General features: G+C 69.3%; 24 protein-coding genes. 16 read left to right on the forward strand and 8 right to left on the reverse strand.

All coding sequences use genetic code 11. The annotated features are described in order from the left end of the window. Positions 1-28 precede the first annotated feature (28 nt). The 3 genes from E4M00_RS12100 to ligD all read right to left on the reverse strand — a co-directional run bounded on the left by E4M00_RS12100 (position 29) and on the right by ligD (position 3,550). Positions 29-775, reverse strand: a complete 747-nt coding sequence (locus E4M00_RS12100) for a M23 family metallopeptidase (RefSeq protein ID WP_204773003.1) — start codon at positions 773-775, stop codon at positions 29-31. 40 nt (positions 776-815) lie between these two features. After that, the gene (locus E4M00_RS12105) at positions 816-2,117 is read right to left on the reverse strand and encodes an endonuclease/exonuclease/phosphatase family protein (protein ID WP_135120766.1); all 1,302 of its coding nucleotides are present in this window, start codon (positions 2,115-2,117) and stop codon (positions 816-818) included. 170 nt (positions 2,118-2,287) lie between these two features. Continuing rightward, complete coding sequence (gene ligD, locus E4M00_RS12110; protein ID WP_135120767.1) at positions 2,288-3,550, reverse strand: non-homologous end-joining DNA ligase; 1,263 nt, start codon at positions 3,548-3,550, stop codon at positions 2,288-2,290. A gap of 71 nt (positions 3,551-3,621) precedes the next feature. Between ligD and E4M00_RS12115 the strand changes: the two genes are divergently transcribed. Together E4M00_RS12115 and E4M00_RS12120 are read left to right on the forward strand one after the other, a co-directional pair. Next, positions 3,622-4,653, forward strand: a complete 1,032-nt coding sequence (locus E4M00_RS12115; RefSeq protein WP_135120768.1) for an NADPH:quinone reductase — start codon at positions 3,622-3,624, stop codon at positions 4,651-4,653. A 281-nt stretch (positions 4,654-4,934) separates the two neighbouring features. After that, positions 4,935-5,681, forward strand: a complete 747-nt coding sequence (locus E4M00_RS12120) for a formylglycine-generating enzyme family protein (protein ID WP_491044411.1) — start codon at positions 4,935-4,937, stop codon at positions 5,679-5,681. A 58-nt stretch (positions 5,682-5,739) separates the two neighbouring features. Here the strand turns inward: E4M00_RS12120 and E4M00_RS12125 are convergent, their stop codons facing one another. Then, the gene (locus E4M00_RS12125; RefSeq protein WP_135120769.1) at positions 5,740-7,815 is read right to left on the reverse strand and encodes a cell wall-binding repeat-containing protein; all 2,076 of its coding nucleotides are present in this window, start codon (positions 7,813-7,815) and stop codon (positions 5,740-5,742) included. Positions 7,816-8,021: 206 nt separating this feature from the next. On the opposite strand from E4M00_RS12125, the gene E4M00_RS12130 reads away from it, so the two are divergent. Next, positions 8,022-8,372 carry a nuclear transport factor 2 family protein gene (locus E4M00_RS12130; RefSeq protein ID WP_135120770.1) on the forward strand — a complete coding sequence of 117 codons (351 nt, stop codon included), beginning with the start codon at positions 8,022-8,024 and terminating at the stop codon, positions 8,370-8,372. Here E4M00_RS12130 and E4M00_RS12135 read toward each other — a convergent pair. After that, the gene (locus E4M00_RS12135; RefSeq protein WP_135120771.1) at positions 8,369-9,067 is read right to left on the reverse strand and encodes a TetR/AcrR family transcriptional regulator; all 699 of its coding nucleotides are present in this window, start codon (positions 9,065-9,067) and stop codon (positions 8,369-8,371) included. The two genes, E4M00_RS12130 and E4M00_RS12135, sit on opposite strands and share 4 nt — an antisense overlap. 196 nt (positions 9,068-9,263) lie before the next feature. Here E4M00_RS12135 and E4M00_RS12140 point away from each other — a divergent pair, with 196 nt between their 5' ends. From E4M00_RS12140 to E4M00_RS12160, 5 genes are read left to right on the forward strand one after another with little or no spacing between them, the layout of a single operon-like run. Further along, positions 9,264-10,922 carry an amidohydrolase gene (locus E4M00_RS12140; protein ID WP_135120772.1) on the forward strand — a complete coding sequence of 553 codons (1,659 nt, stop codon included), beginning with the start codon at positions 9,264-9,266 and terminating at the stop codon, positions 10,920-10,922. Between the two features lie 16 nt (positions 10,923-10,938). After that, positions 10,939-12,600 (forward strand): ABC transporter substrate-binding protein, encoded by a 1,662-nt coding sequence (locus E4M00_RS12145; RefSeq protein ID WP_135120773.1) that lies wholly within the window; start codon positions 10,939-10,941, stop codon positions 12,598-12,600. Between the two features lie 45 nt (positions 12,601-12,645). Then, positions 12,646-13,605: an ABC transporter permease gene (locus tag E4M00_RS12150; protein ID WP_135120774.1), complete on the forward strand. Its 960-nt coding sequence runs from the start codon at positions 12,646-12,648 to the stop codon at positions 13,603-13,605. Beyond that, the gene (locus E4M00_RS12155; RefSeq protein ID WP_135120775.1) at positions 13,602-14,459 is read left to right on the forward strand and encodes an ABC transporter permease; all 858 of its coding nucleotides are present in this window, start codon (positions 13,602-13,604) and stop codon (positions 14,457-14,459) included. Before E4M00_RS12150 ends, E4M00_RS12155 begins: the two co-directional genes overlap by 4 nt. Then, on the forward strand, positions 14,456-16,108 hold the full coding sequence (locus tag E4M00_RS12160) for a dipeptide ABC transporter ATP-binding protein (RefSeq protein ID WP_135120776.1): 1,653 nt from the start codon (positions 14,456-14,458) through the stop codon (positions 16,106-16,108). Before E4M00_RS12155 ends, E4M00_RS12160 begins: the two co-directional genes overlap by 4 nt. Positions 16,109-16,115: 7 nt before the next feature. Here E4M00_RS12160 and E4M00_RS12165 read toward each other — a convergent pair whose 3' ends face one another. After that, on the reverse strand, positions 16,116-17,090 hold the full coding sequence (locus E4M00_RS12165; RefSeq protein WP_135120777.1) for a helix-turn-helix transcriptional regulator: 975 nt from the start codon (positions 17,088-17,090) through the stop codon (positions 16,116-16,118). 61 nt (positions 17,091-17,151) lie between these two features. Between E4M00_RS12165 and E4M00_RS12170 the strand changes: the two genes are divergently transcribed. Then, entirely contained in the window at positions 17,152-18,300 is a 1,149-nt protein-coding gene (locus tag E4M00_RS12170; protein WP_135120778.1) for an epoxide hydrolase family protein, read from the forward strand. 69 nt (positions 18,301-18,369) lie between these two features. Here E4M00_RS12170 and E4M00_RS12175 read toward each other — a convergent pair whose 3' ends face one another. Next, positions 18,370-18,837 (reverse strand): VOC family protein, encoded by a 468-nt coding sequence (locus E4M00_RS12175; RefSeq protein ID WP_135120779.1) that lies wholly within the window; start codon positions 18,835-18,837, stop codon positions 18,370-18,372. Positions 18,838-19,005: 168 nt separating this feature from the next. Here E4M00_RS12175 and E4M00_RS12180 point away from each other — a divergent pair, with 168 nt between their 5' ends. From E4M00_RS12180 to E4M00_RS12205, 6 genes are all read left to right on the forward strand, one after another. Beyond that, positions 19,006-19,947 (forward strand): ABC transporter ATP-binding protein, encoded by a 942-nt coding sequence (locus tag E4M00_RS12180; RefSeq protein WP_135120780.1) that lies wholly within the window; start codon positions 19,006-19,008, stop codon positions 19,945-19,947. Further along, entirely contained in the window at positions 19,944-20,717 is a 774-nt protein-coding gene (locus tag E4M00_RS12185) for an ABC transporter permease (protein WP_135120781.1), read from the forward strand. The genes E4M00_RS12180 and E4M00_RS12185 overlap by 4 nt, the downstream gene beginning before the upstream one ends. 209 nt (positions 20,718-20,926) lie before the next feature. Then, entirely contained in the window at positions 20,927-21,286 is a 360-nt protein-coding gene (locus tag E4M00_RS12190) for a PadR family transcriptional regulator (protein WP_135120782.1), read from the forward strand. 2 nt (positions 21,287-21,288) lie between these two features. Next, positions 21,289-21,654, forward strand: a complete 366-nt coding sequence (locus E4M00_RS12195; RefSeq protein WP_135120783.1) for a DUF1048 domain-containing protein — start codon at positions 21,289-21,291, stop codon at positions 21,652-21,654. Further along, positions 21,651-22,466 (forward strand): ABC transporter ATP-binding protein, encoded by an 816-nt coding sequence (locus E4M00_RS12200; protein WP_135120784.1) that lies wholly within the window; start codon positions 21,651-21,653, stop codon positions 22,464-22,466. The genes E4M00_RS12195 and E4M00_RS12200 overlap by 4 nt, the downstream gene beginning before the upstream one ends. Next, positions 22,463-23,227, forward strand: coding sequence for an ABC transporter permease (locus E4M00_RS12205; RefSeq protein ID WP_135120785.1), 765 nt, complete (start codon positions 22,463-22,465; stop codon positions 23,225-23,227). The genes E4M00_RS12200 and E4M00_RS12205 overlap by 4 nt, the downstream gene beginning before the upstream one ends. A 72-nt stretch (positions 23,228-23,299) precedes the next feature. On the opposite strand, the gene E4M00_RS12210 is transcribed toward E4M00_RS12205, so the two are convergent. Continuing rightward, a complete protein-coding gene (locus E4M00_RS12210; RefSeq protein ID WP_135120786.1) occupies positions 23,300-23,674 on the reverse strand; it encodes a hypothetical protein in 375 nt (124 codons plus the stop codon). A 147-nt stretch (positions 23,675-23,821) separates the two neighbouring features. Here E4M00_RS12210 and E4M00_RS12215 point away from each other — a divergent pair, with 147 nt between their 5' ends. After that, the gene (locus E4M00_RS12215; protein ID WP_135120787.1) at positions 23,822-26,392 is read left to right on the forward strand and encodes an ATP-dependent Clp protease ATP-binding subunit; all 2,571 of its coding nucleotides are present in this window, start codon (positions 23,822-23,824) and stop codon (positions 26,390-26,392) included. The last annotated feature ends 8 nt before the right edge of the window (positions 26,393-26,400 follow it).

Raw genomic sequence — 26,400 nt, forward strand, 5'->3', positions numbered from 1 at the left:
AGCGAGCGGGGATTCAGCGAGCGGGGATTCAGCGAGCGGGGATCGAACGGATGCGGTCCGTACTGGCCGGGATCGCATCCGTCACCCGCTTCCACGCTCCGTCGCGCTCCACCTCGTAGGCGCTGAAGGCGCAGGCGATGCCGTGCGCCTGCAGCAGGTCGGCCGAGTCCATCACCTGGAAGTGCAGGTGCGGCGAGGTGGAGTTCCCGGTGTGACCGACCCGGCCGAGCAGCTCGCCCGCGCGAACGCGCTGGCCTGCAGCGACGCTCACGCTGCCCGGTTGCAGGTGGGCGAACCCGGCGAAGACGTCGCGGGCGGCATCCGTCGCGCCCGCCGTGAACGCACCGGGATCGAGCTTCAGCAGCACGTGGTTGCCCATGATGGCGCCGAGTTTCGCCGGGGTGAAGGTGAGTCCGTTCCAGGTCATACGGGTGACCTCGCGCACGGGGTGGATCCACTCGCGCTCGGTCATGCCATCGCTCGCTCGCACGACGACGCCGTCGCAGGGGGCGTGAATCGACGCTCCCCATGCGTAGCAGTCGCGTGCCCGCACACCGACGAGATTGCCGCGCAGCCCACTCGCCGGGCTGACGTGGCCGCCGGGACGCTCGTCGACCTTGACGAAGTCGTAGGCGTAGGTCTGCCCCAGCACGTCGACGCCGTGGCTCGGCACGCGGGTGGCAGGCGTCGTCACGGCGAGCCACCCCTCGCCGCGGAGCGGGAATTCCACGACGACGGGGTGCTCGAGGGAGTAGCTCACGGGCGGTTCTGGCACGGGCGGTTCAGGCTCCGGCGGCTCGGGCTCGCGGCATCCGTCAGCCCAGAAGGCCCACGAGGCGCGGAACCCGCAGGTCGACCCAGACGAGGCGGTGATCGCTGCTCGGGAAGGGGAATACCCCGGTGAGCGCCGACAGTGGATCGGACTGCGTCGGCCAGAAGACGCCAGCATCACGGACCTGCAGCAGGCCGCGCGACGGCAGCACGTAGTCGGCACGCAGGTTGCCCGGGGCCGTGTCGGCGAAGTCGGCGGTGTCGTACTTCGGGTCGCCCTGGTGGGTGGCGTTCGCGCCGCCCTGCAGCGCTGCAGCCTCAGGAGCGCCGGCCGATGTGGCCTGCGGGTCGGTGATGCGCCAGTTGTCGAGCAGCTGCTGGATCGCACTGTCGACCGAGTCGCCGTCGAGCGGGTCGGCGTTCTGGTCGCCGAGGATGACGAAGGGCGAGAGCGGCCTGAGTCCGCCGCGCTTGCCGGCGTCATCGGTGATGTAGCGGCTCTTGAGCGGCGAGATGTAGTCGGCCCAGAACCTGATCTCGTCGTGGTTGCGACGGCCGTTGCGGTCTTCGGGTCCGTCGAAGGTGGGCGGGGTCGGGTGGGCGGCGAGCACGTGCACCGTCGACTTGCCGACCTTCACAGGCACGTCCCAGTGCGACTTGCTCGAGAGGCGCACCACCTTCAGCTCGTCGGGGGAGTACCAGTCGTTCGCCGCCGGGGTGGCCGGGTCGTCGGGGAGGAGGGCGCCGGGCATGTCCTTCCAGAGGAACTTCTGGAAGGTGCGCACCTTGTCGGTGACGATCGGGAACTTCGACAGGATGGCCATGCCGTACTGCCCCTCGAAGACGCCGAAGCCGAAAGCGTCGTCTCCGCCGCCGACGGTGCCGTCGTTGTTGAGGTCGAAGCCGCTCGGGATGCCGGTGTTCGACGGAGCCGTGTAGGCGTAGGGGTAGTCGACGGGGTTCGCCCCGCCCTGCCCGACGGCCAGGTAGTTGCTGCGGAAGGCGTCGGTGGCCCGGCCATCCGGAACGTAGTCGAACTCGTTCAGCAGCACGATGTCGGGGTTCGCGCGCTGGATGATCTCGGCGACCGTTCGTGCCTGCGCGTTGGTTCCCGTGGCGAGGTCGGCCTCGAGCTGGCCCGGGGCACCACGGTTGAGCGAGAGGTTGAAGGTGGCGATGCGCAGCTTCGTGGCTGCGGGGAGACCGGATGCGGCTGCCGATGCTGCGCTCTGGTTCGCGGTCGACGGCACGGCCGCGGTCGCCGCGCCGATGCCGACGGTGGCGGTGAGCAGGCCTCCGATCACGGTGGCGGTGAGGGCGATCGGGATCGAACGTCTGGCGGGCATGCTGACTCCTTCGTGGGCGATGCGGACGGAGCGACGCGTGCGAATCACCCCTGTCCCCCAAACTAGGGGTCTCAGGTGACGAGGGGAAGAACCCGAGGTGACCGGAGTCAGGCCGGTTCGGCTGTTCCCGCCGCCTTCGCCAGGATCTTCTCGAAGCGTGAGCGCCAGGCTCAGCCGCGCCCCGCCCACGGGTCGTAGTCGACCTCGAGCGGCGCCTGCTCGGGGCGCATCGCCTCGGGCACGTGCTGGAGGTTCACGCGGATGCGGTACCAGAGCGAGCTCGATCCGCGCATGCCGTCGACGAGTTCGTCCGCCGGCTCGAGATGGGAGACGACCTCGGGATGCCGCGCCTTCCAGGCCTCGAGACCGGCGATGGCCTCCTCCTTGGTCTTCGCCCGGGCGATCTCGATGAGCGGCATCGACGACTGTCGGCGGCCCGAGGAGTCGGAGCTGCCGGGGCCGCCGGCGCCACCGGGGCCTGCCTTCGCGGCGGCAGGAGCCTTCTCGGCCGGGCCGAGCTTCTCGGCCAGTGCGAGCAGGCCGTCGAGACTGCCGACGGCATCGTCGATGCCGGCCGCGACGTCGCCGCGTTCGGCGAACCGGGTGAGCATCGTGGCGACGGTGAACTCCTCGGGCCGTCGATCGCGCACCTCGTCCCAGGTGAGCGGTGTCGAGACGCGAGCGTCGGGCAGGGCGCGGATCGAGTACGCGGACGCGACCGTGCGGTCCTTCGCGTTCTGGTTGAAGTCGACGAAGACGCTCGCTCCCCGCTCCTCCTTCCACCAGTGCGCCGACGCCAGCCCGGGGGCGCGGTTCTCCACCTCACGGGCCAGGGTCTCGGCCGCGAGGCGCACCTCGCGGTAGCTCCAGTTCGGCTCGATCCGCACATTGATGTGCAGGCCGCGCGACCCGCTGGTCTTCGGCCAGCCGACGAGTCCGCAGTCCTCCAGCACGTCGCGGGCGACGAAGGCGACGTCGACGATCTGCGCCCAGTCGACTCCGGGCATCGGGTCGAGGTCGACGCGCAGCTCGTCGGGGTGGTCGAGATCCCACGCGCGCACCGGATGCGGGTTGAGATCGATGCAGCCCAGGTTGATCACCCACGCCAGGGAGGCGGCATCCGTCACCACGACCTCCTCGGCCGACGTTCCGGAGGCGTAGTGCAGGGTGGTGGTCTCGATCCACGGTGGTCTTGACTCGGGGGCGCGCTTCTGGAAGAACGCCTCCTTGTCGATGCCCTTCACGAAGCGTTTCAGCACCATGGGGCGGTCGGCTGCACCCCGGAGGGCGCCGTCGGCGACAGCGAGGTAGTACTCCACGAGGTCGAGCTTGGTGAGGCCGGGCTCGGGGAAGACGACCTTGTCGGGGTGGCTGATGCGCACCTCGCGGCCATCGATCTCGAGGGTTGTCGCGTCGTCCTTGGCCGCGTTCATGCTGGTGATGCTACGCGCGGGTGGATCGTCGTGCGAGGAATCCTCGGCGTGGCCGGCTGGTTGCATCCGTCATGAGAGCAATCGTGTACACCCAGACCGGCGACTCGTCGGTGCTCGAATCGTCCGAGCGCGAGATCGCGGAACCGGGGTCGGGAGAGATCCGGGTGCGGGTGATCGTCTCGGGCGTGAACCCCACCGATTGGAAGACGCGGCGCGGGTCGAACGCGGCGCCGACAGGGGTCGAGAGCGTTCCGAACCAGGACGGCGCGGGCATCGTCGATGCGGTCGGGCCCGGCGTCTCGCAGTTCGCGGTCGGGGATCGCGTCTGGCTCGGGATCTCCGCGTGGCAGCGACCGGCATCCGGAACCGCGCAGGAGTACACGATCACACTGGCTTCGCGGGCATTCCCGCTGCCGGATGCCGTGAGCTTCGAGGAGGGCGCCGCGTTCGGCGTGCCCGCGGTGACGGCCCACCGCGCCCTGACCGTGGCCGAGGATGGCCCGGCGCAGCTTGCGCCGGGTGCCCTCGACGGACGCGTCGTGCTCGTCGCCGGGGGCGCAGGCGCCGTCGGCCACGCTGCGATCCAGCTTGCGCGCTGGGCCGGTGCCACGGTGATCACCACGGTGAGCGGGTCCGACAAGGCGGCGCTCGCCGAAGCCGCCGGTGCGCACCACGTCGTCAGTTATCGGGACCCCGATGCCGAGCAGCAGATCCGTGGTCTCGCTCCCGACGGCGTCGACATCGTGGTGGAGGTGGCGGCCGGTGCCAATGCCGCGCTCGACCAGGCGGTGACGCATCCGCGCTCCACCATCGCGAGCTACGGCAACGACGGCGGTGTGCCCCTCACGATCGAGTTCGGGCGGGCGATCTCGCTCAACCTGCGCTACCAGTTCGTGCTGATCTACACGATGGGCCCGGAGGCGTGGGTCGCGGCAGGTGCGGCCGTCACAGCGGCGGCCGCCGATGGAGCGCTGGGTATCGGCGACGAGACGGGACTTCCCGTGCACCGCTACCCGCTGGAGCGCACGGCGGAGGCGCACGACGCCGTCGAGGGCGGTGTGGTCGGCAAGGTGCTGATCGAGGTGGCGGAGGCCGGTCGCTGAGCGAGTAGCGATCGGGCCGTGCCATTGATCGAGTAGTGACCGAACCTCTTCCGTTGATCGAGTAGCGACCGAGCGCAGCGAGGACGCGTATCGAGATCACAGCGGCCGGAACGTGGCCTCGATACGGCTGCTCGCTGCGCTCGCGGCCTACTCGACCAGAGGGCGTGCTCGAAGCCCGGTGCAGAACTCGCGGGTAGCGTGGGGGCGTGCCCGCGACCCAGCCTGAGCAGTCTGGTCGACCCGCGCTGCCCGCGCCTCCCGCGCTGGCCGCGTTGCCCGCCCTGGTCGAGGTGCCTGCCAGCGTGATCGAGCTGCGCGATGCGCGCTCGGAGTCGATGCGAACCGTCGAGCTGCAGGCGTTCGAGATCGGACGCACGGCGGTGACCGCGGCGGAGTGGGCGGCGGTGGTGGGGTCGCCCGATGGCAGCGGCGACTCGGCTCCGCGGCATCCGGTCACCTGGTTCGACGCCGTGACCTGGTGCAATGCGGCGACGGATGCCGCCGGCCTGCGTCGTGCCTATGTCATCGATGGGCGCTCGGTGAGCTGGGAGGTGAGCGCCGACGGCTACCGCCTGCCGGCCGAGGCCGAGTGGGAGTTCGCTGCCCGTGCCGGCTCCACCCAGCCGAGGTACGGCGCGCTCGACCAGATCGCGTGGTCGGCGGCCGACGACATCGTCGGCCCGCAGCCCGTGGCCGGCAAGGCTCCGAATGCGTTCGGACTGTTCGACACCCTCGGCAACGTCTGGGAGTGGTGCTGGGACTACGCCGACACCGCACGCTATGGCGACTATCGCAGTCTGCGCGGCGGCGGGTGGGCTGATCGGGAGTGGAGTCTGCGGGCATCCGTGCGCCGGGGGAGCGCTCCGGACGCGGTGCTCGAGGATGTGGGGTTCCGAGTGGCGCGCGGGGTCGTCGGAGCGCCCGGCGCGGCTGAGGCGCAGGGGTGGTCGGCCCGCGCCGATCGAGAGCGCTCCGATGTGCGCGGGCCCCGCCCTGTGGGGTGGACGCCGCTGCGATTCGAGGGCTGAGAGCGGGTGCGTTTCAGCCGCGGGCTTCGCCCGGGCCTCAACGAGCGGCTGCCCGTCCCTACGGCTCGATCCAGTTGAGGTCGCCGCCTGTTCCGGCCCGCGGGCCCGGCTCCGGCGTCAACTCGGGAACCGGCACGATGTCGCCCGAGTCGCCGTCGACGCCATCCTCCGGCGCTACACGCCTGGTGGAGGCATCCGGTGCCTGCCAGTCAGCACGCAGGCGATCGGCCCACACGGTGAAGTCGGCGTCGCCGGTGAGCCTGGCGAGGGTGTCGAGCTGCCAGGAGTGGATCACGTGATAGGTCTGGTTCTGCCAGAGGGGGCTGTGACAGTACGTGGCCTGTACGCAGTAGTACGAGACCCCGCCCTTCACCCGCACGAGCGGCATCATGCGCTCGAGCACCGTGGTCGCGCCACCGGTGAAGTAGCGCGCCGCCTCGGGGTTGCCGGTGTGGCGCCAGTAGTCGTACAGCCCGAACATCGCGAAGATCTGGCCGTTCAGCACGAGCAGGGGCGGCTGGTCGCCCGCGTACTCCTCGAAGTAGAGGTGGTTGTCGATGACGAGGGTCGATGACGGGGCCTTGCCGGCCTTCGCCTGCGAGAAGCTCGTCCAGGTGCGATCGGCCGCGGTGTTCCAGCGCTTCTCGCCGGTCTCCTCGGCGAGCCGCACGAACAGCGACAGGGCCTGACCCTGCGCCATACCCGAGTACCAGGGTGCTGAGATGGTGCGCTCGTAGTAGGTCCACGGGAACGAGTACGGGTACCACCAGGCCCCGTTGCGCTCGGTGTGCAGGTCGATGAGTCGCTTTCCCTGGCGCACGGCGCGATCGAGCCAGACCTTCTTGCCCGTGCGCTCGTACTCCATGAGCGCCGAGATGCCGTACTGGGCATAGGCGACCGGGTGATCGGCCCGTGCCCCGGTGTCGCGGCGCAGATAGATGCGCAGTCCGGTGGAGTCGAGCTTGATCGACGGGTCGGCCACGTTCACCGGCGGGCGGTCCGAGTAGGGAGCCGCGGCCTGGGCGTTCAGCGTCCAGGGGGTGAGCGCCCAGCTCGTGAGGGGCTGGTCGGTGACGGGGTAGACGCAGCGCGTGTTGGCTGCGGCCGTGTTCGACACGACGGCGGTCCCGCCCAGCACCACGGCGCTCTGGGCGCCGACGGCGTCGATGGCATCGCCGACGGCCGGGTGCACGCAATCGCGGGGAGTCACATTGAGGGGCGCCGCGAGACGGCCGGCCAGAGCGGCCGCCGCGAGGGCATCGGGGAAGTCGAGCCCCGTGGCGAGGAACGTCGTCGACGACGAGCCGGCCGGGAAGTACGCCCGGTTGATCAGCGCGGCGGTGTCGTAGCGGGTGGCGCCGCCGTAGCGCTTCACCGTGTAGCCCGTGTTCTGCAGTTGCCGACGGATGCCGTCGTTCACAGCACCGGTTCCGCCGGCGATGGCGACCGAGGTGATGCCGAGCTTCGCCAGTGCGGCCATCGTGGCGGGGGGAACAGAGGACACGGCGCCGTCCACGAGGACGACGGGCGAGCGCCGAGCACCAGCGGCACCCGAGGCGGCGAGGGCGTCGGGGAAGGTGCGGCCCGTCGCGATGATCGCGTGGTCGGAGCTCGTGAACGCCGCCTTCAGGATCGCGAGGCCGGTCGCGTAGCGGTCGCGGCCGGCGAGCCGCTTCGTGGGTGCGATGCGGGCCAGCGCCGTGGCCACGCTCTGCGAGACCGCGCCGCTGCCGCCGACGACACGGATGGCGGCGGGCCGCAGCCGCTTCAGCTCGGCGCCCACGGCACTCGGCAGGCCGCCGGGCGCCGTCAGGAGGAGCGGGCCACCGGCGAGTGCCGCCGCGGATGCCGCAGACAACGCATCGGGGAAGTCGGCTCCGGATGCCACATAGACGACGGGCACCCGCGGCGCGTACCGCTTCGACACCGCCACGGCGGTTTCGTAGCGCGACGCACCGCTGAGTCGGGTGATGCCTGCGGGGAACGGTGCCGGTGCGGCGGATGCAGCGGATGCCGCCGACGTCACTGACGCACCCGGCGATGCCTGCGCGGGGCCACTCCCGACGACGGCGACCTGCGCCACCAGTGCCAGGGCGAACGCGATGACGATGGTGCTGGCAGCGCGTGAACGCATGTGGAAGTTCCCCCGGGCGGTACTGGACGATGTCCGAGGGCGCTGGCGACCTCGCGCTGCGACCCTAACATCCCGAAACGTCGCCCGCTGCGCGGGCAGGCGCGAACCGGCGTCGGAGGGCCCCAGACGCTATCGCCCCGGGGCAGGCGCGACTACCGTGAGGCCCAAGCCCGCAACCATGCGTGCCGCGAGGGAAAGGACGGACCATGGATGCCACCCCCGAGGAGATCGCTCGAGCCTTCTCCAGTCACCGCTTCGAGGACGCGCTGCCGCATCTCGCTGATGATGTCGTCTGGAGCCTCGTCGGCGCAGACCCCGTGCTCGGGCGCGACGCCGTCGAGAAGCTCTGCCGCGGCACCGCGGCCGACCTCGCCGACGTCACCACCGAGTTCCAGCGCTTCCGCACCGTGGTGGGTGACGACGGCGTGGTGGTCGACAGCCTGGCCCGCTACACCGAGGCCGGTGGAGAGGTCTCCGTCGTGGCGTCGTGCGACATCTACGACTTCGTCGACGGCACGGTGACCGAGATCATCTCGTACACCGTCGACGTGAGCTAACCGGAACGAGCCGCGGTCCGCTCGGCGGACTGGATGACCGCCTCGACTCCGAGCGTGAACAGGGCGACGTCCTCGAGGTCGGTGAGTTGCGTGCTGTACGCCGTGATGAGCGGATACTTGCGCGGATCCGCCAGGATCGGCCCTTCGAACCAGGGCCCTGCGCCGCTCACGGGATCGCGCTCGCCGCGGCCGCGCGCGATACCGGCGGCGCTCGAGAGCACGTGAGTGGCCATCAGGGCGTAGTGGCGCACGAGGTCCTCGCCTGACAGCCCGGCCTCGGCGAACGCCTGGAGCATGAACTCGATGGCGTCGAGTTCTGCGGGCCCGTGGGTCGTCAGGATGATGGCCTCGGCGCCGACCGCCGGGTAGGCGACGTACTGGGCCAGCGTCGACGCGGCGAGTTGACGGAGCCGCTCCCGCCACTCGGAGGGAGCTGCTGTCACCTCGGCCAGGCTGCGGGCGGTGAGCTCGTCGAGCAGGGCCTGCATGAGGTGATCCTTGCTGCGGAAGTGCCGGTAGATGGCGGTCGGATCCGCGCCGAGATGGGCGCCGAGTTCGCGCACCGAGATGGATGCCGTGCCCGAACCGGCAGCGAGTTCCAGACCGGCGGCGATGATCGAGTCCCGGTCGAGCCGCGCTCGAGCACTGGTCGAACCGTCTTCGCGCCGGCGGGCAGCTCCTGTCGCAGTCGCCATCGCTCCTCTTCCTCGATCGTTGCGTCCATCGTGCCACGGCGCCACGGCGCGATGCCGTTCCCACGGCGCAGCCGCGTCTGGGGCCGGATGGCCAGTGTAACGCTTGTGTAAACACCGCTGTCAACGCTGTTGACATCGGTGAACCGCCGTGGTTGTCTCGCCTGACCGACCCGATCACGAGGAAGCGAGGGGTGCTGTGCCAGCTGTCGACCTGTTGTTCACCGGAGGAGCCATCTTCACGGGCGTCGGTGCGCCGTTGTCCGGCCACGCCGTCGGCGTGACCGGCGATCGGATCACCGCGATCGTCCCCGATTCCGAGTCCGAGTCCATCACCGACGAGCGCACCCGCATCGTGCGCCTCGACGGCGCGCTGCTGAGTCCGGGCTTCCAGGATGCGCACGTGCATCCGGTCGGGGCCGGGGTCGAGATGCTCCTCTGCGACCTCACGGCAGCGGGCGACGCCGGGCAGGCCATCGAGATCGTGCGGGCCTACGCCGACGCGAACCCGGATGAGTCGTGGATCCTCGGCGGCGGCTGGTCGATGGACCACTTCCCGGGCGGAGCGCCGACGCGTGCCCTGCTGGATGCCGTGGTGCCCGACCGCCCGGTGCTCGTGTCGAGCCGGGATCACCACAGCGCCTGGGCCAACACGGCCGCGATCGAGGCGGCGGGCCTCGACGCCTCGACGCCCGACCCCGTCGACGGGCGCATCGAGCGTGACGGCGACGGATTCCCGGCCGGAACGTTCCACGAGGGCGCCGAGCGCCTCTTCGACGCCGTGCGGCCCGCGATCGGTGCCGAGCTGGCCTACGCCGGCCTGCTGCGGGCCCAGGACGAGCTCGTCGCGCTCGGCATCACAGGCTGGCAGGACGCGATGATCGGCAGCCTCTCCGGAGTCGAGGACATCGACGCCGTCTACAGGCGAGCGGTCGCCGAGGGCACCCTGCGCGTGCACGTGGTGGGTGCGCAGTGGTGGGAACGAGACCGCGGCATCGAGCAGGTCGAGGAGATGATCGAGCGGCGGGACGAACTTGCCGCCCACGGCGCACCCGAGCAGTACGCGCTCGGCACGACGAAGATCATGGTCGACGGCGTCGCCGAGAACCAGACGGCTGCGATGCTCGCGCCCTACCGCGACGGCCACGGGCACGACACCGGGAACAGCGGACTCTCCTTCATCGACCCCGGATTCCTGAAGCAGGTCGTCACGCGGCTGGATGCCGCAGGCATGCAGGTGCACTTCCACGCCCTCGGCGACAGGGCGGTGCGCGAAGCCCTCGACGCGCTCGAGGCGGCGCGCGACCAGCACGGTGCAACCGACGGCCGGCACCACCTCGCTCACCTGCAGATCGTCGAAGAGGTCGAGACCGCCCGTTTCGCGGAGCTCGGCGCCGTGGCCAACATCCAGGCGTTGTGGGCGACCCACGAGGACCAGATCGACGAGCTCACGCTGCCGTTCCTGCAGGACGGTGCCGAGGCCAGGCAGTACCCGTTCGGCGACCTCGTGCGCCACGGGGTCAGGCTCGCGGCGGGAAGCGACTGGCCGGTCTCGAGTGCCGACCCCATGGACGCCATCCACATCGCCGTCAACCGGATCGCACCCGGCGAGGACTACGAGCCCCTCGGCGGTGACCATCAGCGCCTCGACCTCGTCACGGCGATGGCCGCATACACATCGGGCACCGCCTACGTGAACCATCGAGACCACGACACCGGCTACATCCGCCCCGGATATCTCGCGAATCTCGTCGTGCTCGACCCCGATCCGTTCGGCCTTCCCCGGGAGGAGATCCACCGCTCGACCGTGGCCTCCACCTGGATCGAGGGCGCGCCAGCCTACTCCCGCACCGCCTGAACCGAGGAGCATGTCCATGTCACGATCGACCACCCCTGCCGTGCGACGACGCAGTCGCGCGTCCGCGACCGTCGCAGTAGCCGTCGGCCTGAGCGCCGCCGTCGCCCTCAGTGGGTGCACGCCCCCGTCGCCCCAGAGCACCGACCCCGCCGAGTGGGAACTCACGGCGCAGACGGATGCACCATCGGGCGACATCGACTCGTTCACCTGGGCGAGCTACGCCGAGCCGTACTCCCTCGACTACGCCTACGCCTTCGACTACGCCGACAACCAGGTGCTGGCCAATGTGTGCGAATCGCTTCTCCGATTGAACCCGGATTACACGTTGTCGCCCGGGCTCGCGGAATCGTTCTCGCATCCGACGCCGACGACGTGGGTCTACGAGATCCGCGACGGCGTGACGTTCCACGATGGAACGACCATGACCGCTGCCGACGTCGTGGCGTCGATGAGTCGTCACCTCGACCCGGCCGTCGGCTCGTCGTGGTTCTCGGTCTACCAGAACGTCACGTCGATCGAGCAGACCGGCGACAGCGAGGTCACCGTGACGGAGGCGACTCCCGACTCCCAGTTCAACCTCGCGATGGGCGGTTCGGCGGGTGTCGTCGAGTCGGCCGCCACCCTGGCCGAGAAGGGGGCCGACTACGGCAACTCGACGGGCGGCGTGAACTGCACGGGCCCGTTCAGCTTCGGTGGCTGGAAGTCGGGTGAGAGCATCACGCTGGAGCGCTACGACGGATACTGGGACGCCGAGAATGCGGCCAGATCAGGCGAGGTCACGTTCCTCTTCATGGCCGACCCGAATGCGCGCAGCAATGCGCTGAAGTCGGGTGAGGTCGACGGCGGCTGGATGATCCCCGCTGATGCCGTGCCGCAGCTCCGGTCCTCCGACCAGGGCGACATGCTGTTCGGCCTCAACACCGCGGTCTCGAGCCTGATCGTGTCGAACCTCGACGGGCCGCTCGGCGACCTGCGGGTGCGGCAGGCGCTGCTGATGGCGCTCGACCGACAGGGCATCGTGGACGCCGCCCTGAAGGGCTACGGCACGCCGACGAACGCGTTGACGACGTCTTCGGTCTGGGTGGGTGCCAGCGATCAGAGCGTCGCTGCGGCGTTCGACGGCCTCGAGGAGTATCCGTACGACCTCGACGCGGCCAGGAAACTGGTCGAGGAGGCCGGGGCCACGGGTGAGGAGATCACCTATGTGACCGCCCCCATCAGCAGCGATTTCGCCGTCTACGCCCAGGCGACTGCAGCCGCGGCGAAGTCGATCGGGCTGAAGGCGACGATCGAGACCGTCACCCCCAGTGCCTACACGGCCCTCTTCTCGGACCCGAGCGCTCGAGAGGGAGTCGATCTCTTCTATACGTCGTGGTACCTGTCGAGCCCCGATCCACTCGAGATGTTCTCCGTGCTGCGCACCGGTGAGTTCAGCAACTACGGCGAGTGGAGCGACGCCGCCTTCGATGCCGTGGTCACCGAGGCCATCGCGATCGACGATCCGGCTGCTCGCTCCGAGAAGACCGCGGAGGCGCAGAGGATCGCGAACGAGCAACTGCCGTGGCTCCCGCTCTACGAGGCGCCGACGACCCTCTTCCTCGGCAAGCGCATCACCGGCGTCGCGCCCTCGGTCGCGTTCCTCTACGCTCCCTGGGCGGCCTCCATTGGCGCACGCTAGCGGCCGGCGCCGCTGCCTCCCCTTCGGCGGAGGGGCGGTCACCGGATGACCGCCGCTCGTCGGGTCGCGGGGAAACTCGGTGCACTGCTGCTCACCCTTCTGCTCGCCTCCATGCTGGTGTTCTTCTCGCGGTTCCTGGTACCCGGCGATCCCGTCAGCTTCCTGTTGCGAGGGCGCAAGCCGAGTGCCGAGGCCGTCGCCCAGGTCTCGGCCCAGTACGGGCTCGATCTCCCGCCGTGGCAGCAGTACCTGAACTGGCTCGTCGGCGTGCTCCACGGTGACTTCGGGCGCTCGCTGCAGTATCGACAGGACGTCTCGGTCGTCATCGGCGAGCGTCTGCCGATCACGCTCGGCCTGGTGGTGATGGCGGGCACGATGATCGCCGTGATCGGCCTGGCCGCCGGTATCGTCGCCGCCGTCAATCGCGGGCGGCTGATGGACAGAGCCGTGCTGATCGGTCTCACGGTGCTCGGGGCGATTCCGTCGTTCGTCGGCTCCATCGTGCTCATCGCCGTCTTCGCCGTGCAGCTCGGGTGGTTCCCGTCCTTCGGATCCGGCGACGGCGGGTTCGTCGACACGCTGTACCACCTCGTGCTGCCCTCGATCGCCCTCGCGATCGTGTTCGTCGTGCTCGTCAGCAAGGTGACCCGATCGTCGATGGTCGACCAACTCGGCCGGGAGCACGTCGAGGTGGCGACGAGTCGTGGCCTGACGCGCAGCGCCGTGATCCGGCGTCACGTCCTCCGCAACTCCATCGGCCCGATCCTGACCGTGAGCGGCGTCCTCGTCGCGGGGCTGCTCGTGGCGAGCGCCATCGTGGAGGCGGCCTTCGGGTTGTCCGGCATCGGCTCCCTGCTCGTGCAGTCGGTGGACCGCCTCGACTTCCCCGTGGTGCAGGCGATCGTGTTGCTCGTCGTGACGGCCTTCGTCGTGGTGAACGCCGTCATCGACGTCCTCGAACCCTGGGTCGACCCTCGATCCGCAGCAGGAGCTGGTGCCCGATGACCCCCACCGTCGCCATCCGCGTCCTCCGTGCGCCGCGGGTGCCACGCTCGAGCACCTGGTTCCTGGCGAGCGCCGTCGTGCTCGCGGTCTTCACCGTCGGGGCGGTGTTCGCCCCCTTCCTCGCCCCCTACGACCCCGATCAGGTCGACCTGCTCAACATCCAGGCCGGCCCGAGCACGCTGCACTGGCTCGGCACCGACTCCGTCGGCCGCGACACGCTGAGCAGGATGCTGTACGGGGCGCGCACCGCACTCCTGGCCCCGCTGCTCGTCGTCGTGTCCTCGACGATCCTCGGCGTGCTCCTCGGACTCGTCGCCGGATGGCGTGGCGGGTGGCTGGACGCCGTGCTGGGACGCATCTTCGACGTCGTATTCGCCTTCCCATCGCTCCTCATCGCGATCATGGCCGTGGCCCTGTTCGGAAAGGGGCTGGTCGCCCCTGTCATCGCGATGAGCATCGCCTATGCGCCCTTCGTCGCCCGGCTCACCCGGTCGCTCGTCACGGCTGAGCGCACCCGTCCGTATGTCGCCGCGTACAGGGTGCAGGGTTTCAGCGGCGCGTGGATCGCGTCGCGTCGCGTGCTGCCGAACGTGACCCCGATCATCGGGGCGCAGTCCACCCTCAACTTCGGCTACGTGCTCGCCGAGCTCGCAGCCCTGTCCTTCCTCGGACTGGGAGTGCAGGCCCCCACGGCCGACTGGGGCGCAATGATCAACGAGGCGCAGGCAGGACTCATCGGCGGCTACGTGCTGCCGGCGATCGTGCCCGCCGTCGCCGTCGTGCTCGTCGTGGTCGCGGTCAACGTGATCGGTGAAGAGCTCTCGGACCGCATCGGAGGCGGGATCAGCGCATGACACTCCTCGACATCTCCCAGCTCACTCTCGATCTCCCCGACGGCACCCGCCTGCTCGACGGCGTGAGCCTCACCGTCGCGGCGGGTGAGACCGTCGGCCTCGTCGGCGAATCGGGCTCCGGCAAGTCGCTGACGGCTCGATCGGTTCTCGGGCTCCTTCCGTCCGGCGCCGTCACCACAGGGTCGCTGCGACTCGACGGCCTCTCGGTGCTCGACGCGACTGCCGGCCAGGTCCTCGAGCTGCGGCGCTCGAGGGCATCGATGATCTTCCAGGACCCGCGAGCGGGCATCAACCCGATGCGGACCATCGGCGATCACCTCACCGAGGGGCTGCGCTTGTGCCAGCGGATGCCGAACGGCGAGGCACAGGCCGCCGCGCTCTCCCTTCTCGAGTCCGTCGGGCTGCCGCGCCCCGCCGAGCACCTGCGGCAGTACCCGCACGAGCTCTCGGGCGGAATGCTGCAGCGCGTCATGATCGCCGGCGCGCTGACCAGCTCGCCGCACCTGCTCATCTGCGACGAACCGACGACGGCGCTCGACGTGACCACCCAGGCCGGGATCATCGCTGTGCTGGCCGAGCAGCGCGCCGCCCGCGGCATGGGCATGCTGTTCATCACCCACGACCTCAACCTGGCCGCGTCGATCTGCGATCGGGTCGTCGTGCTCAGCGCCGGCAGGGTCGTCGAGCAGGGTGACGCGCGCGAGGTGTTCCTGCATCCGCACGCCGAATACACCCAGCGCCTGCTGGCGGCGACCCCCACACTGTCGCGCCCGCGCGAGCGGGTCGTCGCCGCTCCCAGCGATGCACCCGCCACGCTCGCCCCACCCGCCGTGCTCGCCCCACCTGCCGCCGACGCCATGCTCTCGGTGCGCTCGCTCTCGAAGGAGTACCACCGTCGTGGCAAGGAGCCGGTCGCGGCCGTGGTCGAGGCGTCGTTCGAGATCCCGCGCGGCGGGGCGCTCGGCGTCGTCGGAGAGTCCGGATCGGGCAAGTCGACGCTCGCACGCATGATCGTGGGCCTCGAGCGAGCGGATGCCGGCGACATCCGGATCGCCGATCGAGAGCGCACGGCCGCCCGAACTCGAGCTGAGCGGCTCGCCCATGCTCGGTCCGTCCAGATGGTCTTCCAGGATCCCTACCTGTCGCTCGACCCACGGATCACAGCCGGCCACGCGATCGAGGACGCCCTCCGTCTGCACGACTCGCGAGGAACGGCGGATGCCCGCGCCCGGGTGCTCGCCCTCCTCGACCAGGTGGGGCTGGGGGAGAGGCATGCGCAGGCGCAGCCGCGCACCCTGTCGGGAGGACAGCGCCAGCGGGTGGCCATAGCGCGGGCGCTGGCGATCGAACCCGACGTGCTCGTGATGGACGAGGCGACGAGCGCCCTCGATGTGTCGGTGCAGGCGCAGGTGCTCGCGGTCGTCGAACGCATCCGCCGCGAGCGCGGCCTCACCGTCCTCTTCATCAGTCACGACCTCGCCGTTGTGCGCCGGGTGTGCGAGCAGACCGTCGTCATGAAGACGGGTGCGATCGTCGAGCGCGGTCGCACCGAGGAGATCCTCGACGCTCCGCAGCATCCGTACACGCGCCTGCTCATCGACTCGGTGCCGCGACCCGAGTGGGAAGGCGAGAGGAGCGCGACGCCGTGATCGGTGCTCAGCCCGCCGAGGACGCCGCCGAGCCGGCGATCGCCCGCAGATAGCGCTGGGCCGTGCGCTCCAGGTACGGCAGGAGCTCCGTCGGCGACTCCACGGTGAAGTCCATCCCGAGCATCCCGATGTATGCGGCGATGGTGTCGAGGCTGTCGGCGCCGGTGACCAGCACGGAGTGGGTCTCATCGATCGCTTCGACCACCCCGACCGCCGCGTTGATGCGGGCGAGCACGGTCTCTGCCGACGCCTCGATGCGCAGGCGTGCGTGCACCTTCCAGCCGCTCGCCGCGATCGAGCGCATGGCGAATCGCGTGTGGTCGCCCCCGGGAACGCCGACGGGAACGAACCGTCTGCGGGTCGGCATCCGCGGGGCGATCCAGTCGGCTCGGTACGTTCCCCACTCACCGGAGTCGGGGTCGCGCCCGACGAGATACCAGCGACGCTCCCACGACAGCAGGCGGTAGGGCTCGACCAGCGCCGGGTCTCCCCGATAGTCGAACCGGAACCACTCGACGGCGCGCACGGAGGCGGCGATGGCCGCGATGACGGTCGGCTCCACCTCGGGGTCGGGGGCGTCGGTCCCGTTGTTCTCCGGCGCCCGATCGATGACCGTGGTGAGAGCTGTGACCGTGGCGCGCAGCCGCGACGGCAGCACCTGCTCGAGCTTCGCGAGCGCGCGTCCCCCCGATTCCTCGACGCCGGCGAGCCCTACAGCCGCGCGGAGCCCGACGGCCACGGCGATGGCCTCCTGGTCGTCGAGGAGCAGGGGCGGAAGCTTGCCTCCCGCGCCCAGGCGGTAGCCGCCGGCAGCACCGCGCGTGGCGTCGACCGGGTAGTCGAGTGCTCGCAGTCGCTCGATGTCGTTGCGGATGGTGCGGGTCGAGACGCCGAGGCGAGCGGCCAGTTCGGTGCCGCTCCAGTCGGGGCGCGACTGGAGCAGGGAGAGCAGGGCCAGCAGGCGGGCTGAGGTGTCGAGCATGAGGTGATTCTCTCGATCCATTGGGAATCAAACGTTCCTATATGGAATCTACCGTGAGGTCATGAACAGCGAAACCGCCACCGACATCCGTCCCTTCCGAGTCGAGATCTCCCAGGAGCAGCTCGACGACCTGCAGGAACGCCTCGCGCGCACCCGCCTTCCCGAGCCCGTACCCGGCGACGACTGGGACTACGGCACGCCGAACTCATACCTGCGCGACGCCATCGAGCGGTGGCGCACCGGCTTCGACTGGCGCGCCGTCGAGGACCGCATGAACGCGTTCCCGCACTTCCTGACCGACATCGACGGGCAGACGATCCACTTCCTCCACGTCACGTCGCCGCATCCGGGAGCCACGCCGCTCATCCTCGCCCACAGCTACCCGGGCTCATTCGTCGACTTCCTCGACATGATCGAACCGCTCGTCGACCCCGTGGCCTTCGGAGGTGACGCCGCGGATGCCTTCGACATCGTCGTGCCGTCGATGCCGGGCTTCGGATTCAGCATGCCGGTGGTCGACCGGGGCTGGACCATGGCCCGCGTGGCGCGCACCTGGGACACCCTCATGCGGCGTCTCGGCTACGACTCCTACGGCATCCACGGCAGCGACGGCGGTGCCCTCGTCGGGCGTGAACTCGGACTGCTCGACCCTGACGGCTTCCTGGGGCTGCACGTGCTGCAGCTGTTCTCCTTCCCCTCGGGCGACCCGACCGAGTTCGAGCGCCTGGAGCCGCGCGACTACGCGGGCCTCGAGCACATGAAGTGGTTCCAGTCCGTCGGCGGCTACAACGCCATCAACGCCTCGCGACCGCAGACCGTCGCCGTCGGGCTCTCGGACTCACCCGCGGGTCAGCTCGCCTGGAGCGAATTGTTCAACTCCTTCGGCAACGGCACCTCGCTGGTTCCGCTCGATGCGATCCTCACCGAGGTGTCGCTGGAGTGGTTCACGAACACGTCGGCGACGCAGGGGCGCTATCACCTCGAGGAGGCCCGGGCGGCGGGGGAGACCGTGATCAACACAGCCCGCACCGGAGTCGCCGTCTTCGCCGACGACTTCCAGACCATCCGGGTGTTCGCCGAGCGCGACAACGCGAACATCGTGCACTGGAGCCGCTTCGAGAAGGGCGGTCACTACGCCGCACTCGAGGTGCCCGCCGAGCTCGTGGGAGACATCCGGGCGTTCTTCGGCTCCAGCGACACGGCGGACTGACACGGAAGACGGACGCCGAGGGACGGATGCGCACTGTCACGCCGCCCGGCGGTGTGCGCATCCGTCGCCTCAGGCGTTCTCGAGCTCGGCGATCACGATCTTCTTCTGGCCCATCATCACCTGGATCTGCGCCGGCGTTCGGGTGAGTTCGTCCATGTTCGCCGGGAGGATCTGCCAGCTGAGGCCGAACTGGTCCTTGCACCAGCCGCACTGCTCCGACTCCGGCACGTGGGAGAGCTTCGCCCAGAAGCGATCGATCTCGGCCTGATCGGCACAGCGCACCACCAGGGAGATCGACTCGGTGAAGGAGAAGACCGGGCCGCCGTCGAGGCAGACGAAGTCCATGCCGTTCAGGGTGAACTGGCCGTTCAGCACCTTGCCCTTCATGCCGGCGAAGTGCTCGTCGAGCGACTCGTCGGGATACTCCTCGATCGAACGGATGCGCGAGTCGGGGAACACGTCGACGTAGTATTCCATCGCCTCCCGTGCCCTGTCGTCGAACCACAGGCACGGCGTGATGGGTGAAAGCTCGGCCATGGTGAACCTCCTCGTTCGGCCCTGATGCCGGTGTCAACGGTACGCGGATGCCGCGCCGATGACGAGGGGGCGCCTGCTGCTGCAACCACGCTGTAGCGTCGATGGAGACGCCGCGCTCCCGTCGCCCGGCGCGCGCCAAGGGGAGGTACGGAACGTGGGGCGGATCGCATGATCGAAGTCGAGGGACTCACCCAGGTGTTCGGCGACAAGACCGTCGTCGACGATTTCAGCTTCACGGTCCAACCCGGCGGAGTCACCGGAATGCTCGGTCCGAACGGCGCCGGAAAGTCCACCACGATGCGGATGATCGTCGGACTCGACCGACCGGTTCGGGGATCCGTGCGGGTGAACGGCCGCGACTTCAGGCTGTCGACCACGCCCCTTCGGGACCTCGGCGCCCTGCTCGACCCGACTGCGCTTCATCCCGGGCGTGCGGGACGCGTGCACCTGCAGGCGCTCGCTGCCACGAACGGAATCAGTCGTTCCCGCGTCGACGAAGTGCTGGATCTGACCGGAATGGCGGAGGCCGCGAGCCGACGGGTGGGGACGTACTCGCTCGGCATGCGCCAGCGCCTCGGGATCGCCGCGGCCCTCCTCGGCGACCCGCAGACGCTGGTGCTCGATGAGCCCGTCAACGGCCTCGACCCCGACGGCGTGCACTGGGTGCGCGAACTGATGAAGCACCTCGCGGCCGAGGGTCGAACGGTGCTCGTCTCGAGTCACCTCATGAGCGAGATGGCGCTCACCGCAGACCATCTCGTGGTGATGGGCCGGGGCCGGCTCATCACGCAGGGGCCGGTGGCCGAGGTCATCGCCCAGGCGACCCAGTCCGACGTGCTCGTGCACTCGCCGGAGTCCGACCGACTCGCCGCAGCGCTCTCCGGCATCGGGGCGACATCGCGGACAGCACCGGACGGCGCGCTGCTCGTCACGAACGTCACGGCAGCGCAGGTCGGCGAGCTCGCGGCATCCCTCTCGATCCCACTGCACGAGTTGACGCCGCAGCAGGGCTCGCTCGAGGACGCGTTCCTCGCCCTCACGAAGGACGATCAGGAGTACGTGGCGGGCGGCATGCCCTCCGATGCCACCCGGAACGGAGCCCAGCGATGACCACGACCACCCTTCCCGCATCCGGCACCCGAGTGAGCTTCGGCGGCGTCTTCACCTCGGAGTGGCTCAAGTTCCGCTCCCTGCGATCGAGCTGGTGGCTGGCGGGCTCCGCCGTCGTCGGCACCCTGCTCCTCGTGGCGTTCTGGAGCACGGCCGTCCCCGGCGCATCCCTGGCCAACGTGCTGGCTGCCATGGCGAACGGCTACGTCGTCTGCGGTCTGCTGCTCATCGTCATCGGAGCGATGATCTCGACCGCGGACTACGAGAACCACGCGATCACGGTCTTCCTCGCCGCCGTGCCGAGCCGCACTCCTCTCGTGCTGGCCAAGGTGCTCCTGGCCGCGATCGTCGGTGTCGTCGTCGGAGGGGTGGCGGGTGCCCTGGCGCTCGCTGTGTCGATCGCTCTGCACGGAGGCGGTGCGTCGTTCGGTGATCCCGGAGTGCTCCGTGTCCTCGGCGACGTCGCCTTCTACGGCGCCGTGCTCTGCGTGACCGGCGCGACGGTGGGCCTCGTCTTCCGATCGACCATCGCGAGCGTCGGTGCGGCCATCGGCTACCTGTTCATCGTGCCGATCATCATCGGCCTCGTACCCCTCGATGCGTTCGGCTTGTTCAGTCAGACCTTCCCGGGCAACGCATCCACCAACTTCTTCGGCGTCACCGTGGATCCGGGCCACCTCGATCCGGTCTCCGGCGTGATCGCGGCCGTCATCTGGACGGCGGCCTGGGTGGTCTTCGCGGTGTTCTGGGTGAAGCGCCGCAACGCCTGAGAGGCGCCGGACCGTCCTGACGCCTTCTTCTTCGAGTCCCGTGCGCGTGATCGCGCACGGGACTCGTCTGTTTCCGACCTCTCGAGCGCCGTCGAACGCGGAGGAGACTTCCTCTTGCACTCGGCGGTATTCGGTGTCACTATGTACTGGTAGTCAACATCACTGAGTACTAGTACTCATCACCGCAGAGTAGTTGGAAGGAGGGTCCCATGGGCAAGCAACAGATGACCGAGATGCTCAAGGGCACGCTCGAGGGCATCGTGCTCGCGATCGTCGCCTCCGAGCCCGCATACGGCTACGAGATCACGGCGAAGCTGCGGGACGAGGGCTTCTCCGACATCGTCGAGGGCACCGTCTACGCGCTGCTGGTCAGGATCGAGCAGCGAGGACTCGTCGACGTGACGAAGGTCCCGTCGGAGAAGGGTCCACCACGCAAGGTGTACTCGCTGAACGCACAGGGCGGCGAGTACCTCGAGGAGTTCTGGAAGAGCTGGAGCTTCCTTGCAGAACGGATCGAACAGCTCCACCACCACCACCACACAGACAACCCGCAGCACGAAGGAGAATGACCATGGCCGCGAAGTGGATCGAGACCCTCACGGGTTCGCTCGAGCAGAAGAAGCAGTACAAGCAGGACAAGGCCCGCATCGACGGCCTCCCCGAGCCGTACGGAACCGCCGCCAAGGCGATGCATCGCTACCTCATGTACGCAGGCGGCGTCGTCGACGGCGACACCCTCATCACGATGTTCACCGACCTGGCCGACCTCTGGGAGCGCGCTGCGGTCGACGGAACCCCCGTTCGCGACATCGTGGGCGATGACCCGGCCGAGTTCGCCGAGACCTTCGCCCAGGCGTACAGCGGCAAGCAGTGGATCGACAAGGAGCGTGCTCGCTTCAACAAGGCGGTCGAGGACGCAGAAGGAGGCCGGAAGTGAGTACACCAACAGCCACTGCACCCGCCATCAGGGTGCAGGGCATCGAGAAGTCCTTCAAGGACCTGCAGGTGCTGCGCGGCGTCGACTTCGACGTGGCCGCCGGCAGCATCTTCGCCCTGCTCGGCTCGAACGGTGCCGGCAAGACAACGCTGGTGCGCATCCTGTCGACGCTGCTGAAGGCCGACGCCGGTGCGGCATCCGTTCACGGATTCGATGTCGTCGCCTCTGCCGGTGACGTGCGCGAGTCGATCAGCCTGACCGGCCAGTTCGCCGCCGTCGACGAGGTGCTCACCGGGCGTGAGAACCTCGTGCTGGTCGCGAGGCTCCGCCACCTGAAGAATCCGGGAGGCATCGCCGACGAGCTGCTCACGCGTTTCGCGCTGACGGATGCCGGCAGCCGACGCGCCGGCACCTACTCGGGCGGCATGCGGCGCAGGCTCGACATCGCGATGAGCCTGATCGGCAACCCGCCGATCATCTTCCTCGACGAGCCGACCACGGGGCTCGACCCCCAGGCGCGCAAGGAGGTGTGGCAGACCGTCAAGACCCTCGCGGGTCAGGGCACCACGGTGCTGCTGACCACGCAGTACCTCGACGAGGCCGAACACCTCGCCGACCGCATCGCGATCCTGCACGAGGGCACCATCATCCAGAACGGCACCCTCGCCGAGCTCAAGCGCCTCCTCCCGGCAGCGACGGTCGAATACGTCGAGAAGCAGCCCTCCCTCGAGGACGTCTTCCTCGCCCTGACCGGCGTGACCGGCCCCACGGATGCCGCTGCGGCGGCACAGACAGAAGGAGAGAAGCGATGACCACCCACGTTCTCGGCGACACCGGTGTGCTCACCGGGCGCTCGCTGCGGCACATCCTCCGCAGCCCCGACACGATCATCACCACCGCGGTCACCCCGATCGCGCTGATGCTGCTGTTCGTGTACGTGCTCGGCGGTGCCATCGACACGGGGTCCGACGAGTCGTACATCGACTACATGCTCCCCGGCATCCTGCTCATCACCATCGCATCGGGAATCGCGTACACCTCGTACAGACTCTTCCTCGACCTGCAGGGCGGGATCTTCGAGCGCTTCCAGTCCATGCCGATCGCCCGGTCGAGCGTGCTCTGGGCGCACGTGCTCACCTCGGTGGTCGCGAACCTCGTGTCGATCGCGATCGTGATCGGCGTCGGGTTGATCCTCGGATTCCGCACCGGAGCCGATCTCGGCGCCTGGCTCGCCGTCGCCGGCATCATGGTGTTGTTCACCCTCGCCCTGACCTGGCTGGCCGTGGTCGCCGGGCTCTCGGCGAAGACCGTCGACGGCGCGAGCGCGTTCAGCTATCCGCTGATCTTCCTGCCGTTCATCAGTTCGGCGTTCGTGCCGACGGAGTCGATGCCCGGCCCCGTCGCCTGGTTCGCCGAGAACCAGCCCGTGACCAGCATCGTCGACACCACGCGCGCCCTGTTCGCCGGGCAGCCCGTCGGCAGCGACATCTGGATCGCCCTCGCCTGGCTCGTCGGCATCCTCATCGTCGCCTACGTGTGGGCCAACTCGATCTACAAGCGCAAGTTCAGCTGACCGGGTGCCCGCGTCTGCGGCATCCGTCATCTAGACGCCCGTCTCCCCTCGCGGAAGGCGGGCGTCGTGGTGTCAGCCCAGGGCGACGAGAAGGCTGAGCACGGCGAGCACGACCACCACCGGCGTCATCGTGAAGCGCTCGGGCCTGCTGCGCGAGATCGCGTTGAGCGGGATGCCGAGCACGAAGTACCCGAACGCCACCCACATGCCGACGGTCGACACGACGTCGGGAACGACGTCGATGACGGATGCGCGATCGAGGGCGAGCGCCCCGATCAGCGCGTAGATCACGATGGCCACGGCGCTGCCGATGCGCAGCTTCGCGGGGAGCACCCGGTGTTGCCCGCCCCAGGCGAAGCGCCCGAGAGGGGCGCCGAGGATCAGGGCGAGCTGGAAGATCGCGAGAGCCGCGAGGATCACGCAGAGGGCGATGGCGGCGGCGGGCATGGGGTGAGCCTAGGGGTGGAGGTGGCGGCGCGGCGTCCGCGACGCGAGTTCGGGGTGTTGCGATGGAATCGAGCACACCGGGAATACCCGCGCCCCCTCCGCGTTGAAGTTGAGTGCAAGGCACTCAAGTTTCATCCAGGAGGTCCCGTGCCCGACGATTTCACACCCCAGAACGGCGATGCCGGCAACTCGTTCGACGAGTTCCTGGCCCGCTATCTCGATGGCGAGCGCGCCCGCGCGAACACGCCCCGGTCGATCGACCTGAGCCGGTTCCTGACCGCGCGTACCCAGGAGATCCTGCAGCAGGCCGGCCGGTTCGCGCTCGAGCGCGGCCAGAACGAGCTCGATGCGCTGCACATCCTGCGCATCATCATCGCGGAGGACGCGGCGAAGGACGCCGTGAGGCGCCTCGGCGTCGACCCCGCCGCCATCGCCACGGCCGCTGAGAAGCGGCTGCCGGGTGCATCGGGAGAGGCATCCGTCAACGCTGCGACCATCACCAACTCGGCCCAGCGCGCGCTGTTCCACGCCTACCAGGTGGCCCGTGCCTCCGGGTCGACGTACATCGAGCCCGAGCACCTCTTCTTCGCGCTCGTGCTCAACCAGGACACCCCGGCCGGTCAGGTGCTGGCTAACGCCGGCGTCACGGCCGAAGCCCTCACCCAGGGCATGCGCGAGACCGTCGGCGACGACACCGGGTTCGAGGGCACGGATGCCGCAGACGATGAGTCACCGGCATCCGACACCCCGATGCTCGACAGGTTCGGCACCGACCTCACGGCGCTCGCCGAGGGTGGCGAGCTCGACCCCGTGATCGGCCGCGCCGACGAGATCGAGCAGGCCATCGAGATCCTCAGCCGCCGCACCAAGAACAACCCGGTGCTGGTGGGCGAGGCCGGCGTCGGCAAGACCGCCATCGTCGAGGGTCTCGCCAGCGCGATCGTCGACGGCAGCGTGCCCGAGCAGCTGCGCGACAAGCGCGTCATCTCGCTCGACCTGCCCGCGATGCTCGCAGGCACCCGCTACCGCGGCGACTTCGAGGAGCGCCTCACCAAGACGATGGACGAGATCGCGGCCCACAAGACCGAGATCATCGTGTTCATCGACGAGGTGCACAGCGTGGTCGGAGCCGGGGGAGCCGGCGAGGGCATGGACGCGGGCAACATCCTGAAGCCCCGCCTCGCCCGCGGCGAGCTGCACCTCATCGGTGCGACCACGCTCAAGGAGTACCGCACCATCGAGAAGGACCCGGCCCTCGAGCGCCGCTTCCAGCCCGTGCGGGTGGGCGAGCCCTCCATCGAGGACGCCGTGCTGATCCTGCACGGACTCAAGCCCGCCTACGAGGAGCACCACGCTGTGAGCTACACGGATGCCGCCCTGCGCGCGTCCGTCGAGCTCTCGGCGCGCTACCTCACCGACCGGGTTCTGCCCGACAAGGCGATCGACCTCATCGACCAGGCCGGAGCGCGCCTGCGCCTGCGCCTCGGCGTGAAGGTCGACGTGTCGGCCCTCCAGGCTCGGCTCGCCGAGCTCGAGGCGTCGAAGAACGCCGCCGTGAGTGCCGAGCACTACGAGGAGGCGTCGCGGATCCGCGACGAGATCTCAGGCGTGCAGGGCAAGCTGGACGAGGTCACCGCCGGTGCCCGCGCGTCGGCGACCGCCGCTGACACCGTCATCGACGAGGCCGAGATCGCCGCCGTCATCTCGCGGGCCACCGGCATCCCGGTGAACCGCCTCACCGAGGGGGAGCGCGACCGCCTGGCCGTGCTCGAGACCGAGCTGCACTCGCGTGTCATCGGCCAGGACGACGCCGTGACCGCCGTCGCCAAGGCCGTGCGTCGCAACCGCACGGGCATGGGCGACGCCAACCGTCCTGTGGGCAGCTTCCTGTTCCTCGGCCCGACCGGTGTCGGCAAGACCGAGCTGGCCAAGACGCTGGCGACCTCGTTGTTCGCCGACGAGAGTGCCGTCATCCGTTTCGACATGAGCGAGTTCGGCGAGCGCCACACGGTGTCGCGTCTCGTCGGTGCCCCTCCCGGATACGTCGGCTACGACGAGGCCGGACAGCTCACCGAGCGCGTGCGGCGCAACCCGTACTCGATCGTGCTGTTCGACGAGATCGAGAAGGCGCACCCCGACGTGTTCAACCTGCTGCTGCAGGTGCTCGACGACGGTCACCTCACCGACGGGCAGGGCAGGCGCATCGACTTCCGCAACACCGTGGTCATCATGACCTCGAACATCGGAAGCGAGTTCCTCGCCTCGCGCTCCGGCGCCCTCGGCTTCGTCGGGGGAACGGATGCGTCGGGCTTCAGCTCCGAGCAGGACCTGAAGAACCGCGTCATGGGCAAGCTGCGCGAGGCCATGCGGCCCGAGTTCCTCAACCGCATCGACGAGATCGTGCTGTTCCGCAAGCTCGACCAGCCGCAGCTGCGCGAGATCGTCTCGCTTCTGCTGGGTGCGACATCAGCTCGACTGGCCGCCCGTGAGGTGACCATCGAGGTGACGGATGCCGCCATCGACTGGCTCGCGGAGCACGGCTACGAGCCCGAGTACGGAGCGCGCCCGCTCCGCCGCCTCATCCAGCGGGAGGTCGACGACCGCATCGCCGACCTGTTCGTGGAGGGGTCGGTGGGCGACGGCGGCGCCGTGCAGGTGGACGCCCACGACGGCGCGATCGTCGTGACGGCATCCGCTCGCCTGACGCAGGCGGCCTAGCCGCTCCA

This window comes from Orlajensenia leifsoniae (assembly GCF_004570845.1).
Classification (GTDB): Bacteria; Actinomycetota; Actinomycetes; order Actinomycetales; family Microbacteriaceae; genus Orlajensenia; species Orlajensenia leifsoniae.